Below are 14,976 nucleotides of genomic sequence, written 5' to 3'. Positions count from 1 at the left end.
TATATGGAACCAGTAATCATCACCCAGATTCGACACACTGCGGTGATTTTTTATTTCCTTATTTTCGAGACAAAACCAGACTGGAACTTCCGTTTTCTTACAAAATGCCCCCTCTTACTAGCAAGGTGGAAGTTAGGGTTTTTTGTCAAAACACGCTATAATGAGTGCATCGAGATTATGAAAAAGAGGGTAGTTCATGGGATATTCCGGCGAAAAATTACAAGAAGAAAAAGTATTCAAGGATCCGGTGCACCGATATATACATGTTCGTGACCGGGTTATATGGGATTTAATAGGGACGAAGGAATTCCAGCGGCTTCGTAGGATCAAACAGCTGGGAACGACTTATTTAACCTTTCATGGTGCGGAACATAGTCGGCTTAGCCATTCGCTTGGAGTATATGAGATTGTCCGGAGAATCGTGGATGATGTTTTCGAGGGCAGACCGGAATGGAAACCAGAGGAGCGGTTACTATCCTTGTGCGCAGCCCTCCTGCATGATTTGGGTCATGGTCCTTTCTCTCATTCTTTTGAAAAAGTGTTTGATCTGGATCATGAGCAATTCACGCAGCAGATAATCGTCGGCGATACGGAAGTGAATAAGATCCTCCTTAGAGTTGGGCGTGATTTTCCAAAAAAAGTGGCAGAAGTCATCGCGAAAACCTATAAAGGCAAATTAGTAGTCAGCCTGATTTCAAGTCAGATCGATGCTGATAGAATGGATTATTTACAGCGTGATGCTTATTTCACTGGCGTGAGTTATGGACATTTCGATATGGAAAGGCTTTTGCGTGTGATGAGGCCAAGGGAAGAACATGCCGTCATAAAGCAGAGCGGGATGCATGCGGTTGAGGATTATATCATGAGTCGCTACCAAATGTATTGGCAGGTTTATTTCCATCCAGTTACGAGAAGTGCGGAGGTCATACTTACCAAGATCCTACATAGGGCGAAACATTTATATGAATCCGGTTATGAGTTTGCTCAAGAACCGCACCATTTTTATTCATTGTTCAAGGGAGAAGTGACTTTAACGGACTATTTGAAAATGGATGAATCGGTGATGCTCTATTATTTCGAAGCATGGGAAGAGGAAAACGATGCGATTTTAAAAGATTTATGCACTCGCTTCGTTAACCGTAAACTATTTAAATATGTGGAATTCCATCCGTCGAACAGTCAAATGAACAGATTGATGGAATTAAGGACGCTATTCAAGAAGGCAGGCATCGATCCGGATTATTATCTTGTCGTCGATTCCTCATCAGATCTGCCGTATGATTTTTACCGGCCAGGTGAGGAAGAGGAGAGACTTCCGATTCACTTGCTTAAAAATAATGGCGAAATTCGTGAATTATCACGTGAATCCGAAATTGTCGATGCAATTTCAGGGAAAAGAAGAACGGATCATAAGTTGTATTATCCAGCGGATTTATTGCGTGATGAATCTACGAAGAAAAATATTAAAAAACAGATCCGCAAGCTTTTGGAGCTATCGGATTAAAGTGGTACATTTTTGGTGAGGAGTGACGAGCCTTGTTTAAGGATCATGCAAACATTATCAATGCAATTTCTACTGCCGGTGAAATCTCGGGTCGAAAAAAATTACAAAAAATCGTTTATATCGCGAAGAAGCTGTCCTTCCCATTTCATGAAAAGTTTCAGTTTCACTTTTATGGACCGTATTCGGAGGAGTTGACCTTACGGATTGAAGAGCTCTGCGAAATGGGCTACTTGAATGAAGTAAGGGAAAAAAAAGCAGGCTATTATCAATATTGTTATTCGATAACGGATGCCGGCCAGGATTTCCTATCCATACAGGAAGTGGAGATGCCGGCACTTGAGGCATGCTTACAGGATATGAACGAACAGAATGCCCGGTTTTTGGAGCTGGTTTCAACGGTGCTATACTTCGACACGCTTGAAAAAGAGGAAGTCACCGAGAAAATTTTTACGCTGAAAAGCAAACAAAAATATACCCTTGAAGAAATTGATGAGGCATATGAATATATTGAGCAGTTAAAAACAAAAGCTAAGCCAAATTGATGGCTTAGCTTTTCCCCATTATGTAAATCTTATAGATCGCTTTTACGGACACCGGCTACTGCTAAATGATTTTTTGACATTTCTTCAATGAAAATCGTCACGGCTTCAGCTGGTGCTCCAGTTGTTTCTGTCACGGCTGCAGTCACCTTTTCGACTAAAGCCTTTTTTTGTTCGTCTGTACGGCCTTCAAGCATTTTAACTGTTACATATGGCATCTCTTTTCCCCCCTTCCTCTCTTATCTTGTAGTGTTTCACAATGGAAAAAGAATTGCAAGACACGGAAGTCAGAGTTTTTTCACTTCTTGAACTTTTGATGTATACTAACGGTAATAAACAATGGGGGAGAAGCTATCGATGGAATTCATTGATCAAATAGAACGGTTTTTGGTTTATCCTTTGGAAATGCTTCCATATGTCATTGTGTCACTGTTGATCGCATTTACGGTTCATGAATTTTCCCATGCTTATGTGGCCTATAAGTTCGGTGACCCGACTGCTAAGAATGAAGGAAGAGTCACATTGAATCCGATTTCTCACTTGGATCCGATCGGAACTCTGTTGATATTAATAGCCGGGTTTGGTTGGGCGAGACCTGTACCGGTCAATCGTTTTCATTTCAAGAATCCAAAATTGGCAGGGGTGCTCGTCTCTTTTGCCGGTCCGTTCAGTAATTTGCTTGTTGCATTTTTGGGGTTTTTAATTTTTTACGGGTTGCTGGCGGCAGGCGTTGGACCTGATTTACCGTTCTTCGTTAAGCCATTCTTCGAGGTGCTCATCAACTTGAATATCCTTTTATTTGTATTTAATCTGTTACCGCTGCCGCCTCTCGATGGTTATAGGATCGTTCAGGATCTTGTTTCCGCAGACTTGCGGGCAAAAATGACCCAGTATGAACAATATGGTTCCCTTATTTTTTTGATTCTGATCATCACACCGCTGAGTCAATATACAATTAGACCGGTTTTGGATACTGGTACTAAGTTTGTGGGAGACACCTTGAGTCAATTTTTTTCACTTTTGTTTTTTTAACCAATAATAAGGAATGACAAACGATAAAGGGGGATATGAACATGGAAGAACAACCAAAGAAAAAGGTAGGCTTCAATATTATAAAAAACGACCCAACAGAAGGTCATGGCGGATATGGGGCAGGGGTATTAACGCTCGATAATATTTCCCCGGTCATCATCGATGTAGATGCGGGTGAAGCAGAGGTCGATATCGGAGCGATGCATGCAAGAAGTGCAGTGGAAAAAGGGATCAAGTTTTTAAAGACTAAAGGGGAAGTCCCGAATGCCAAACCTTACTGGCTTGTTTGGGTGACCATTGAAGCCACTCAAAATGGTCCGCACTATGCAGGTGTGACAGCATGTGAAATGACGGTCGACAGGTCAATTAGACGCGGTTACAAATCGCTCCCGGAGCATGTTAACCGGATGGATAAATCGCTAAAACGAAAAATCATCGTTGAGGACATGGACGATAAATCAAAACGTGTACTTGCAGACTTCCTGAAAAACCATGATGCGGGAATGTGGGAGCGTTCTTCAGATCAGCTGAAGGAGTCATTGACGGTTTGAATCTCGTTTGATGGATGAAATGTTAAGTTTAGTGAAAAATGCACTTGTAGGAAAGCGATAAAATCAGTAAACTTAAAGACAGCAGTTTAGTCACTGTGGAACTAGGACAGAAAAACCCCCGAAGCCGCTGCAGGCTTCGGGGGTTTTTCGTTATCCCCAAGGTTTTAAGACTTTCTTGTACCACGGGGCCTTTTTATGTTCTTCTTCTTTTGGGGCATGTTTCGGATTCTCACCCTTAAAGTGCTCGGCACAGTATTCGACAGGCTCGGTTCCTTTAACATAATAAGTCATTCTTGAGACGGGACAATCCTTTGTGGCCAATTTTCCGCTTACGGGATTCACGTTTACCCCGATTACATTTTCGGTTTCCTTAAATGATTTTGCCGGTTTACCTTTTAGCCCCTTTTCCATATAGGAAGCCCAGATTTTCTTTGCATAGCCTTTTTCAGCAGGGATCTCGATCTTTTTGCCTTGGTCATATCCAGTCCATACTCCTGCTACAAGCTCCGGTGTGTAACCGATCATCCAGCTATCCGTCGGGGTGGAGCCTGATTTGCCGGCATATGGGCGGGTCAGCCGGGAACTGATGGTGCTGCCGGTCACTTTCGTATAGCCATTTAACGTTTCATCGAAAACACCTGTAAGCATCTGGGTCATGACAAATGCCTTGTCCTTATCCAGAATCTGTTCCGGTTTCTCCCTTTCATCAAAAATCACTTCACCTTTTTGATTTTCCACCTTTTTGATAAACACGGGTTCAACCTTCTTGCCGCCGTTAGCCAGAATGCTGTATGCGTTCACCATTTCAATCGCCCTAACACCTGACGTACCGAGTGCCAGGGAAGGGACCGCATCCATCTTTGCCGTGATTCCGAATCGACGCGCCGTATCGACCAATGACTGTTCCCCAAGGAACAAATGTGTTTTTACGGCGAAGATATTATCGGAAAGAGCAATGGCCTGAGCCATCGTGATTTCGCCTTCCGCATATTGATGGTTGTAATTATGCGGTGTGTAAGATGAGTGACCATCATCGAAAGAAAATGTAGTTGTCTCGCTTTTCAAGGTGGTGGACGGTGTGAAACCATTCTCCAGCGCTGAATAGTATAGCAATGGCTTCATGGTTGAACCAGGCTGGCGAACGGCCTGTGTGGCCCGATTGAATGGAGACTCGGAATAATCTTTACCGCCGACCAGCGCACGGACCTCCCCGGTATCCGGATCCATTGCCACTATCGAGGCTTGAATGCCTGAAGACTTGGGTATGGTATTGGAAAGGACCTCTTCAGCAGCATCCTGCTGGGTTTCGTCCAGTGTCGTATACACCTTAAGGCCGCCGAGCTCGATCGTCCGGTCATCTAAATGAAGCTGAGATTTTAAAGCCTGCTTGACGGCATCCTGGAAATAAGGAGCGGTCTTCTTGGTGACCGTTCCGTGTTCCCCTTTTAATGTAAGGGATGTTCGCAGCGCTTCCGCGATATCCTTTTCTGAAACGTAGTTTTTGCTTTTCATGGAATGCAGGACAACTTTCTGCCTTGATTTCGCTTTTTCAAAGTTATCCAATGGAGAATAGTTTGACGGCCCTTTTGGTATTCCGGCCAGCATGCTCGCTTCAGGAAGAGTCAAATCCTTGGCATCCTTGCCAAAGTAATATTGACTTGCAGCTTGGGCTCCATATGCACCATGGCCATAGTAAATCGTATTTAAATAGCCTTCTAGAATTTCCTTTTTGGAGTAGTTCATTTCTAAACGTATCGTATAAAAGGCCTCATTAAGTTTACGCGACCACGTTTTGTCATGCCCAAGAAACAGGTTCCGGGCATACTGCTGGGTAATGGTGCTTGCACCCTGGACCTTGGACATTGCCTTAATATCGGCAAGGATGGCACCGCCGATCCGCTTTATATCAAATCCATAATGAGTGTAAAATTGGCGGTCCTCAACGGCGACAGTCGCTTTGATGAGCTGTGGTGAAATCGACTCCATTCCGGCCCAATAACGCTTCTGGCCATTATCTGTTTCACCGATCACATTTCCATCATCACTATAATAGAGAGTGGACTGCGGCACGACCAAAGGAGGCGGACCTAATATTTTTGCATAAATCAGTAAAGAGAGAAGCAATACAAAGAGTATTGTCAGCCCGATTGTGGCAAGGATAATGAAGGCCCGTACATATTTAGTTGTCCTTTTAAATCGTTCGCTTGGAATCAATTCCATTGCTTTCACCTCTCTTATCAGGTAAGAATCTAGTATCTATTACTATTATGGAAAAAAAAGAAAATTTTAAACATAAGAACTGCATTTAAGAAATTTATCTTGCAATTCTGCTAGATTCGTCTATAATTTTTCTAGCTAATGACTATACCGATTTTGGGGAACCTATAAGGTGACTGACAATATGAAATGGAAAAGGAGCGTTAATAAATGAGCATTTGGTTTACTGAAAAACAAACAGAGAACTTTGGTATTACGATGAAAGTGAATCGTACTTTACATACGGAGCAAACTGAGTTTCAAAAGCTTGATATGATTGAAACGGAAGAGTGGGGCAATATGCTATTGCTGGATGACATGGTAATGACTTCACAGCGCGATGAATTCGTTTACCATGAAATGGTAGCCCATGTTCCTTTATTTACCCATCCTAATCCAGAAAACGTTTTGGTTGTAGGTGGAGGGGACGGAGGAGTTATCCGTGAAATCCTTAAACACCCAAGCGTAAAAAAAGCTACATTGGTGGATATCGATGGGAAAGTCATCGAATACTCAAAGAAATACCTGCCGGAAATTGCAGGCATGCTTGAAGATCCGCGTGTAGACGTACAAGTTGGGGATGGCTTCATGCACATCGCCAAAAGTGAAAATGAATATGACGTGATCATGGTTGACTCAACTGAACCTGTCGGACCTGCTGTCAATTTATTCACAAAAGGTTTTTATGCCGGGATTTCCAAAGCTTTGAAAGAAGACGGGATTTTTGTGGCACAATCCGACAACCCTTGGTTTAAAGCGGACTTAATTCGCGATGTACAACGTGATGTGAAAGAGATATTCCCAATCACGAGCCTGTATTTAGCGAATATCCCGACGTATCCAAGCGGCCTTTGGGCGTTCACGATCGGATCGAAAAAATATAATCCATTAGAAGTGACTGAAGATCGTTTCCATGAAATGGAAACTAAATATTATACAAAAGAACTTCATAAAGCAGCATTCGTTCTGCCTAAATTCGTTCAAGATTTAGTGAAATAAGGGAGGCATGGACCATGAAATTCGATGAAGCCTATTCTGGCAATGTATTCATTAAAAGCCACCCTGTTTTTGAGGAATCTGAAGCTGTGCTATACGGCATGCCGATGGACTGGACGGTAAGTTTCCGTCCGGGTTCCCGCTTCGGCCCTACCCGGATTCGTGAAGTTTCGATTGGTTTGGAAGAGTACAGCCCGTATTTAGATCGTGAATTAGAGGAAGTTAAATTCTTTGATGCCGGGGATATTCCATTACCATTCGGCAATCCGCAGCGCAGTATCGATATGATTGAAAACTTTGTCGACAGCTTGTTGGATGCAGGTAAGTTCCCAATGGGTATGGGAGGGGAACATCTTGTCACATGGCCTGTCATCAAAGCCATGTTCAAAAAGTATCCCGATATGGCCATCATCCATATGGATGCCCATACAGATTTACGTGAGGATTATGAGGGAGAGCCGCTTTCCCATGCGTCCATCATCCGTAAATCCGCAGAACTTATCGGCCCGAAAAATGTATACTCTTTCGGCATTCGTTCAGGTTTGAAGGAAGAGTTCCAATGGGCAAAAGAAAATGGCATGCACATCTCTAAATTTGAAGTCCTTGAACCTTTGAAAGAAGTATTGCCGCAGTTAGCTGGCCGTCCTGTATATGTGACGATCGACATCGATGTTCTTGACCCTGCGCACGCGCCGGGTACAGGCACCGTAGATTGTGGAGGCATCACTTCCAAAGAGCTTTTAGCTTCGATTCATGAGATAGCACGGTCTGAAATTAATGTGGTCGGCTGCGATTTAGTAGAAGTGGCACCGATCTATGATCCATCCGAGCAAACTGCGAATACGGCGAGCAAGCTGATTCGCGAAATGATTCTAGGATGGGTTCAAAAAGGTTAATGATGGAAGACTTGACTGTTCCTGTTTTTATAGCGGGAATGGTCTTTTTTTATCCATGGATAAGAATTAATGGCCCTTTTTGAATAATTCCGCCCAATGAGTCATTATTGCGTTAAAATCAAATGGATTGCAACAACATGATTTCGACAGTTTATCCTCACACTTTTGGATTAACACTTTATTTTCCGCTCCAAGTTGAAACTTCCTTGAAGAATATTTATACTTATAAAGTTAAGAACGACATGATGAAGGAAGTGTAGCTTTGACTCTTCATGATATAGATAAGCATGCTATTAAAGTGACTTTACAGACAAAAATCAAGCACGGTTCAGAAACGGAAACGTATGAGCTGGTCACATTTGGTACAAAAATGTATAAAGGTGCAGATTTATATTTGCAATATAAAGAGGAAAATGAAACCGGTCAAACACAAACGACCATCAAACACAAACCGGATGAAACGATCCTGCTTAGAAATGGTGCCATTAAAATGAGGCAGCTTTTCCGCCTGCAGGAAGCGACAAATGGGCATTACGAAAGTATATATGGCAGGTTAGGATTACGGACGACCGCGAAGAAGATCCATCATCAATGGGATGAGCAGGCCAAGCAAGGGAAACTTGTCCTTAAATATACGTTACATATGCAGGGAAGCGAACCTGGTCAATATGAGATGACGATTTCCTACAAGGAGGAAGCATAACGCATGAATATAGTAAAAGAGGTACAGGAAAAACTGAAAGAAGAGATTAAAGCGGCAGTCATTAAAGCTGGTTTAGCAACGGAAGAGCAAATTCCAAATGTTGTATTGGAACTGCCAAGAGATAAGACACACGGAGATTATTCCACGAATATGGCCATGCAATTAACGAAGATTGCAAAGAAAGCGCCAAAGGTGATAGCAGAGGCAATCATCGAAAACTTTGACAACTCAAAAGCATCCATCGAAAAAATTGAAATAGCAGGACCGGGTTTCATCAACTTCTACATGAATAATGCTTATTTGACAGAATTGGTTCCTGTCATTTTGAAAGTGGATGAAGCATATGGGGAAAGTGACTTTGGTAAAGGCGAAAAAATCCAAGTGGAGTTCGTTTCCGCAAACCCGACCGGTGATCTCCATCTTGGTCATGCCCGTGGTGCAGCAGTAGGTGATACGTTATGTAATATCCTCTCTAAAGCCGGTTACGATGTTTCACGTGAATACTATATCAATGATGCCGGAAATCAAATCAATAATTTGGCCATTTCCATAGAAGCCCGTTATTTCCAGGCACTTGGCCTCGAAAAGGATATGCCTGAGGGCGGTTATCATGGCGAAGATATCATTGGCATCGGTAAGACACTTGCAAGTGAGTATGGGGATAAATATGTAAATGTCGATGAGAAGGAACGTTTTGAATTTTTCCGTGAGTACGGCTTGAAATATGAAATGGAAAAACTGAAAACGGACTTGGGTAATTTCCGTGTCGGATTTGATGTATGGTACTCCGAAACATCCCTTTATCAAGACGGTAAAATTGATGAAGCACTTAAAGTGTTGAGGGAAAGGGGCCATGTTTACGAGGAAGATGGGGCTACATGGTTCCGCTCTACGGAATTAGGCGATGATAAAGACCGGGTGCTTATTAAGCAGGATGGGTCTTACACATATTTGACACCGGATATTGCCTATCACCGTAATAAATTGGAGCGCGGCTTTGAAACGCTGATCAATATCTGGGGTGCAGACCACCACGGGTATATACCGCGCATGAAAGCAGCGATCGAAGCATTAGGGTACAACCGCGAGCAGCTTGAAGTGGAAATCATCCAGCTTGTTCACCTGTACAAGGATGGCGAGAAAATGAAGATGAGTAAACGTACCGGTAAAGCAGTTACGATGCGTGACCTGATTGATGAAGTGGGTCTGGATGCAACACGTTATTTCTTTGCAATGAGAAGTGCGGATACTCATATGGATTTCGATTTGGATCTTGCAGTATCACAGTCCAATGAAAACCCGGTTTATTATGCACAGTATGCCCACGCCCGTATTTCCAGCATTTTACGCCAAGGTGTGGAACAAGGGATCAGCTATGAAGGAGTCACTGATTTCTCTGCCCTATCTACTGAAAAAGAAGTGGAGCTTTTGAAGAAATTAGGAGAATTCCCGCAGGCAATAGCGGAAGCAGCCGAAAAACGGATGCCTCACCGTATGACGAACTATATATTCGACCTGGCCTCTACATTCCACAGTTTCTACAATGCAGATAAGGTTCTGGATGTTGAAGAAATGGAAAGAAGTAAGGCGCGTCTTGGACTGGTCAAATCCGTACAAATTACGTTAAAGAATGCATTGGCCATCATCGGGGTTTCGGCACCGGAAAAAATGTAATGGAAAAAAGCGGCTGTTTCGAGCGAAACAGCCGCTTTTTTTTAGGTTATTTAGCACTCAATGGCTCCGCCGCTCACCCTTTTTACACCTCGAACCTTAGCCATATCTTCAATCAGCTGCAACATTGCCCGATCCTTCATCTTGGCCTCGATCATGAAATCCGCGTCCTGTCCAAGATCCTTAAGCACTTTAAAAAGGGGCATGATGAAGTCCAAATCGATATAATCTGCATGCGAGCGAAATTCACCTGCCGATTTTGGGGATGAAATATGGATCTTTGGTACCGCCCCTGCTTGATTCCAAGTGGTGAACACCTCGGTGAGCAGCTCGTTAAGCGGCTCATCCGAAAGGTTTGCGAGATGATGGTGATAATCGAATACAAGCGGGATGCCCTCCCTTTTACAAACGGCGAGGGTTTCAGATGCTGTATAGGTTTTATCATCATTCTCCAAAGTCATTCTTTCCTTGATGTGCATAGGCAGCGATTTAAGGTTGTCATGAACCCTTACTAGGGCGGACTCTTTATCACCATAGGCCCCACCGACATGGATATTGATGAAAGAGGTGTCCGCAATGCCCATTGCATCAAGCATTTTATAATGGAACTCCATATCTTTCACTGCATTTTGAGTGATCTCGGGCTTAGGGCTGGTGAACAGCGTAAACTGATTGGGATGAAAGCTGAGCCTCATCTTGTGTGCAGTGGCCCAATCGCCAAGCTGTTTCCACTCTTTCTTAAAAGGAGTAACGAAATCCCATTCGATTTCGGGATGTGTGGCTAAAGGAACAATGGAACTGGACATCCGGTATACTTCTATTTGGTGTGCCGTGTTATATTGAAGGACCCTTAAGGTATTTTCAATGTTCTGCCTTGTCACATCCAGGAGCTTTTCCATTCCTTTTTCTGCGCCAAGTGTGCTATATCGCTTGAAAGTAAGTGTCTTAGCCGGAGAAGCCTCCCATAAACAGGTGGCATTGGATACGAACCCAAATCTTATTTTCATTATATTTTTCTCCTTGAGCAAAGGGTTGTCAAAGAAAAGGAGAAAGGATGGAAGCCAGCGATTCTTTTGCTGAACGGACTACATTCATGCTGGAAAGAGCGTCCCCGTTCAGCGGCTTGGATTCGGCCAGGTCCACTGCCAATTCCTTTTCTACATCTTTTATAAATGTCCGGTCAAATACGATGCAGTTCATTTCACTATTTAAAAAACAACTGCGTTTATCAAAATTAGCCGTACCGATATCACACATTATATCATCGATCAATATCACTTTAGAATGGTAGAACCCTCTTTGAAATTGCATGATTTCCGCCCCGTCTTTTATTAGTACCCGAAAATAGGGAAAAGAAGCTTCCTTTACAAGGGCGTGGTCTGAAATTTCAGGTACGATGACCGTAACGGAAACATTGCGTGCAAGGGCATCCCTTAATTCCTGAAATAAAGTTTCACTGGGAATGAAGTATGGAGTCCCGATAATGATTTTTTTAGTCGCTTGACGAATCATGTGTGTCAGTGACTGTTCAAGATCACTGCCATTCGTGACGACAAACTGATGGGCCTGCGTCCCGGGAGTCAATGTCGGAAAATAGGCAGGCGTTCCTCTGTAATCCTCGTTTGTATCATAGAACCAATCCGAGAGGAAGACTTCCTGAAGGTCCTTTACACCTTCCCCGGTCATTTTTAAATGGTAATCCCTCCATGGGTTCAGCTTCTCCCCTTGGTTTATATACTCCTTACCGATATTAAAGCCGCCAAGATAGCCGATTTTTCCATCTATCACCGAGATCTTACGGTGATTTCTTTTTTGTATGGTATAGAAAAGGAAGGGGAGTTTCGGTTTAAAGCTGAAAGAAAAATGAACGCCGCTTTCAGTCAGCTCCTGAATGGTTTTGCGGGACATCTTTTTACTCCCTATCCAATCGACTAAAAGCCGCACTTCCACGCCCTCTTCCGCTTTTGACTGCAGTAACTTCAAAAAGTCCTTGCTGAATTTATCATTTTTTACTATATAAAAAAGGATATGGATGGAATCCTGAGCTTGCCTGACTTCCTTGATATAATCTTCAAACAGGATTTTCCCTGATGTGAATACAGTCATTTCGCTATTCCGAGGCGGATATTTAATGTTGGTTGCGTGCTTCAAATAACGCTTATGCCCTACCTTAAGATCAACCCAGCACCAAGAGAAGATCAATAAAAATATAGAGGCAATCGTAGTGATTATCTTCAAAAAAAATCCCCCCTAAATGATTATATTTAGTTTGGCTCTAATTCCCTGTCAGTAACCATTAAAAAGGGGGAAAGGGTCTTCATTTTTTTGGAATGCAGAAGGGTAATGCATGGATTTGTCGAATTATATAATTAAGGGGCAGAAAAATTAAATGGTTTTTAAAAGAAAAAAGTTGACTGAATGCTCATTCATTATATAATGGAATTAATCAAATTTCAGAAAAATGCCAAATTTCCCATAATGGTACCTGGCATTTTGCAATTTACTAAAGAGGGGGAAAGACTGCATGGAAATGAATGGTTTACTGTGGATCAACTTAGTTGCATTCCTGCTTGTAACCGCTTACGCCGCCGGTTTGTTTGTCTATTTGATAAAGACTCGTATTGCTTATATAAAACTTGGCAAAAAAGTGGAATTCGATAACCGTGTGAAAGATCGTCTTGTCAAAATAGGGATTTATGTATTTGGACAGAAGAAACTCTTTAAAGATAAAAAGAGCGGGATCATTCATGCCTTGTTATTTTATGGTTTCATATTAGTGCAATTTGGCGCACTTGATTTTTTCGTTAAAGGCTTAAGGCCGGGGTGGCATTTACCGTTCGGCCCTGTTTATCCGGCCTTTACTTTCTTCCAGGAAATTGTGACGCTTACCGTTCTTGTTGCAATCCTATGGGCGGCATACCGCCGTTATGTCGAAAAGCTCGTTCGCTTGAAAAGGGATTTCAAAGCAGGTTTGGTTGTCATCTTCATTACCGGTATCATGATCACCGTATTACTGGGGAATGGAATGGGAATGATCTGGCATGGACACGATGCAACCTGGTCAGAGCCAGTCGCATCGAGCATCGCATTTCTATTCGGCTGGATGGGGACAACAGCGGCAACCGTCGTTTTTTATGTAGCTTGGTGGCTGCATTTACTGATCATATTATCTTTCCTTGTTTATATCCCGCAATCTAAGCACGCTCATTTGATTGCCGGTCCGATAAATGTATTCCTTAATCGCCTGGACAATCCGGGGAAATTGAAACCGGTTGACTTGGAAGAAGAGATTCTCGACAAAGAAGGCAATCAATATTACGGTGCCAAATATATCGAGGACTTGACGCAATATCAAATGGTGGACCTCTATGCCTGTGTGGAGTGCGGTCGCTGTACGAATATGTGCCCGGCTACAGGTACCGGGAAAATGCTGTCCCCGATGGATATCATAATCAAGATGCGTGACCATTTAACAAATACAGGCGCTGCCGTTACAACGAAGCAGCCATGGGTTCCATCTTTTGTTTTTGGAAATACGAAGGGAAATAAGATCGCTTTGGCTGGTGCCGCGCAGGGGGCGCAGGAATCAGCTGCAGCAACAGAAGCATACAGTCCGAGCCTGATTGGCGAAGTCATTACGGAAGAAGAACTTTGGGCTTGCACCACATGCCGGAACTGTGAAGATCAATGCCCGGTAATGAATGAACATGTCGACAAAATCATTGATATGCGCCGTTATCTAGTGCTTACTGAGGGCAGACTTGATCCCGATGCACAGCGTGCCATGACCAATATCGAGCGTCAAGGGAACCCGTGGGGATTGAACCGTAAAGAGAGAGAAGATTGGCGAAGCCTTCGGGAGGATGTCAGCGTCCCAACCGTGAAGGAATTAAAAAAGGCAGACGAAGAATTCGAGTATTTATTTTGGGTGGGTTCAATGGGGTCGTACGATAACCGAAGCCAGAAGATTGCCCTTTCCTTTGCTAAATTATTGAATGAAGCGGGCGTCACATTTGCAATTCTCGGAAATAAGGAGAAAAACTCAGGGGATACTCCCCGTCGATTGGGTAATGAGTTTGTTTTTCAGGAACTTGCCATGAAAAATATAGAAGAATTCCAGAAGAATGAAATAACGAAAATCGTGACGATCGATCCGCATGCATACAATATCTTTAAGAATGAGTATCCGGATTTTGGCTTGGAAGCGGAAGTGTATCACCATACTGAGCTGTTGGCCAAACTTGTCAGTGAAGGCAAGTTGGTGCCGCAGTATCCGGTGAATGAGACGATTACATTCCACGATTCCTGTTACTTGGGAAGGTACAATGAAGTTTACAGCCCGCCGCGTGAAATCTTACAATCCATTGATGGAGTGAAACTTATTGAGATGGAGCGTAACCGTGAGAAGGGTATGTGCTGCGGGGCTGGAGGCGGTTTGATGTGGATGGAAGAAGAAACTGGAAACCGCATTAATGTGGCCCGTACCGAACAAGCGCTGGCCGTCAGTCCAACAGTGATCAGCTCAGGATGTCCTTATTGCCTGACCATGCTATCCGATGGGACGAAAGCAAAAGAAGTTGAGGAAAATGTTAAAACGTATGATGTAGCTGAACTACTCGAAAAAGCGGTCATTGGTGAAAATAAATCGATTGCCTCTTAATTTTAAATGGAATTGCCTGCTTCTTCTAAATGAGATTCAAATGGGAGCAGGCAATATTTTCAATTTTCATAAACTAAATATTTTCATTTTTGAGAAAAATGTGTAATATAATATAATATAATATTAAGCGCTTACAACACTATTTTTTTAACTCCAAATTGAGCGAGC

Annotated in this window: 13 protein-coding genes; 9 read left to right on the top strand and 4 right to left on the bottom strand. The window is 43.0% G+C overall.

Annotated features, from left to right (window positions below; translation table 11 throughout):
- Nucleotides 1–196: 196 nt before the first annotated feature.
- Together ACZ9AO_RS17940 and ACZ9AO_RS17935 are read left to right on the top strand one after the other, a co-directional pair.
- The gene (locus tag ACZ9AO_RS17940; protein ID WP_034315900.1) at nt 197–1,504 is read left to right on the top strand and encodes an HD domain-containing protein; all 1,308 of its coding nucleotides are present in this window, start codon (nt 197–199) and stop codon (nt 1,502–1,504) included.
- 32 nt (nt 1,505–1,536) lie between these two features.
- Nucleotides 1,537–2,046 (top strand): YwgA family protein, encoded by a 510-nt coding sequence (locus ACZ9AO_RS17935; protein ID WP_034315899.1) that lies wholly within the window; start codon nt 1,537–1,539, stop codon nt 2,044–2,046.
- Nucleotides 2,047–2,075: 29 nt separating this feature from the next.
- Here ACZ9AO_RS17935 and ACZ9AO_RS17930 read toward each other — a convergent pair whose 3' ends face one another.
- Nucleotides 2,076–2,261: a 2-hydroxymuconate tautomerase gene (locus ACZ9AO_RS17930; protein WP_034315897.1), complete on the bottom strand. Its 186-nt coding sequence runs from the start codon at nt 2,259–2,261 to the stop codon at nt 2,076–2,078.
- A gap of 157 nt (nt 2,262–2,418) precedes the next feature.
- Between ACZ9AO_RS17930 and ACZ9AO_RS17925 the strand changes: the two genes are divergently transcribed.
- Both ACZ9AO_RS17925 and ACZ9AO_RS17920 read left to right on the top strand, forming a co-directional pair.
- The gene (locus ACZ9AO_RS17925) at nt 2,419–3,075 is read left to right on the top strand and encodes a site-2 protease family protein (protein WP_476109815.1); all 657 of its coding nucleotides are present in this window, start codon (nt 2,419–2,421) and stop codon (nt 3,073–3,075) included.
- A gap of 41 nt (nt 3,076–3,116) precedes the next feature.
- On the top strand, nt 3,117–3,626 hold the full coding sequence (locus tag ACZ9AO_RS17920) for a YwhD family protein (RefSeq protein WP_476109649.1): 510 nt from the start codon (nt 3,117–3,119) through the stop codon (nt 3,624–3,626).
- 150 nt (nt 3,627–3,776) lie between these two features.
- On the opposite strand, the gene ACZ9AO_RS17915 is transcribed toward ACZ9AO_RS17920, so the two are convergent.
- Nucleotides 3,777–5,846 (bottom strand): transglycosylase domain-containing protein, encoded by a 2,070-nt coding sequence (locus ACZ9AO_RS17915; RefSeq protein WP_476109647.1) that lies wholly within the window; start codon nt 5,844–5,846, stop codon nt 3,777–3,779.
- Between the two features lie 207 nt (nt 5,847–6,053).
- Between ACZ9AO_RS17915 and speE the strand changes: the two genes are divergently transcribed.
- The 4 genes from speE (at nt 6,054) to argS (ending at nt 10,151) form a co-directional block, all read left to right on the top strand.
- Nucleotides 6,054–6,881, top strand: a complete 828-nt coding sequence (speE, locus tag ACZ9AO_RS17910) for a spermidine synthase (RefSeq protein ID WP_034315891.1) — start codon at nt 6,054–6,056, stop codon at nt 6,879–6,881.
- Nucleotides 6,882–6,895: 14 nt separating this feature from the next.
- Entirely contained in the window at nt 6,896–7,774 is an 879-nt protein-coding gene (gene speB / locus ACZ9AO_RS17905; protein ID WP_053536907.1) for an agmatinase, read from the top strand.
- A 262-nt stretch (nt 7,775–8,036) separates the two neighbouring features.
- Entirely contained in the window at nt 8,037–8,477 is a 441-nt protein-coding gene (locus tag ACZ9AO_RS17900) for a YwiB family protein (protein WP_048683553.1), read from the top strand.
- A gap of 3 nt (nt 8,478–8,480) precedes the next feature.
- Entirely contained in the window at nt 8,481–10,151 is a 1,671-nt protein-coding gene (gene argS, locus ACZ9AO_RS17895) for an arginine--tRNA ligase (RefSeq protein ID WP_251541618.1), read from the top strand.
- A gap of 50 nt (nt 10,152–10,201) precedes the next feature.
- Here the strand turns inward: argS and uvsE are convergent, their stop codons facing one another.
- Together uvsE and cls are read right to left on the bottom strand one after the other, a co-directional pair.
- Nucleotides 10,202–11,155, bottom strand: coding sequence for a UV DNA damage repair endonuclease UvsE (uvsE, locus tag ACZ9AO_RS17890; RefSeq protein WP_476109644.1), 954 nt, complete (start codon nt 11,153–11,155; stop codon nt 10,202–10,204).
- A gap of 28 nt (nt 11,156–11,183) precedes the next feature.
- The gene (gene cls, locus ACZ9AO_RS17885) at nt 11,184–12,386 is read right to left on the bottom strand and encodes a cardiolipin synthase (protein ID WP_251541616.1); all 1,203 of its coding nucleotides are present in this window, start codon (nt 12,384–12,386) and stop codon (nt 11,184–11,186) included.
- Nucleotides 12,387–12,678: 292 nt separating this feature from the next.
- Between cls and ACZ9AO_RS17880 the strand changes: the two genes are divergently transcribed.
- Nucleotides 12,679–14,808: a (Fe-S)-binding protein gene (locus ACZ9AO_RS17880; RefSeq protein WP_476109813.1), complete on the top strand. Its 2,130-nt coding sequence runs from the start codon at nt 12,679–12,681 to the stop codon at nt 14,806–14,808.
- The last annotated feature ends 168 nt before the right edge of the window (nt 14,809–14,976 follow it).

This window comes from Peribacillus sp. TE19612, assembly GCF_056279465.1.
The sequence above is the reverse complement of the archived record's forward strand: the minus strand, read 5'-3'. Positions and strand labels throughout refer to the sequence as shown.

Excerpts from the sequence above, each read along its gene's own strand:
- ACZ9AO_RS17940 (WP_034315900.1), top strand. The coding sequence starts at position 197 with ATGGGATATTCCGGCGAAAAATTACAAGAAGAAAAAGTATTCAAGGAT.
- ACZ9AO_RS17930 (WP_034315897.1), bottom strand. The coding sequence starts at position 2,261 with ATGCCATATGTAACAGTTAAAATGCTTGAAGGCCGTACAGACGAACAA.
- ACZ9AO_RS17920 (WP_476109649.1), top strand. The coding sequence starts at position 3,117 with ATGGAAGAACAACCAAAGAAAAAGGTAGGCTTCAATATTATAAAAAAC.
- ACZ9AO_RS17915 (WP_476109647.1), bottom strand. The coding sequence starts at position 5,846 with ATGGAATTGATTCCAAGCGAACGATTTAAAAGGACAACTAAATATGTA.
- speE (WP_034315891.1), top strand. The coding sequence starts at position 6,054 with ATGAGCATTTGGTTTACTGAAAAACAAACAGAGAACTTTGGTATTACG.
- speB (WP_053536907.1), top strand. The coding sequence starts at position 6,896 with ATGAAATTCGATGAAGCCTATTCTGGCAATGTATTCATTAAAAGCCAC.
- argS (WP_251541618.1), top strand. The coding sequence starts at position 8,481 with ATGAATATAGTAAAAGAGGTACAGGAAAAACTGAAAGAAGAGATTAAA.
- uvsE (WP_476109644.1), bottom strand. The coding sequence starts at position 11,155 with ATGAAAATAAGATTTGGGTTCGTATCCAATGCCACCTGTTTATGGGAG.
- ACZ9AO_RS17880 (WP_476109813.1), top strand. The coding sequence starts at position 12,679 with ATGAATGGTTTACTGTGGATCAACTTAGTTGCATTCCTGCTTGTAACC.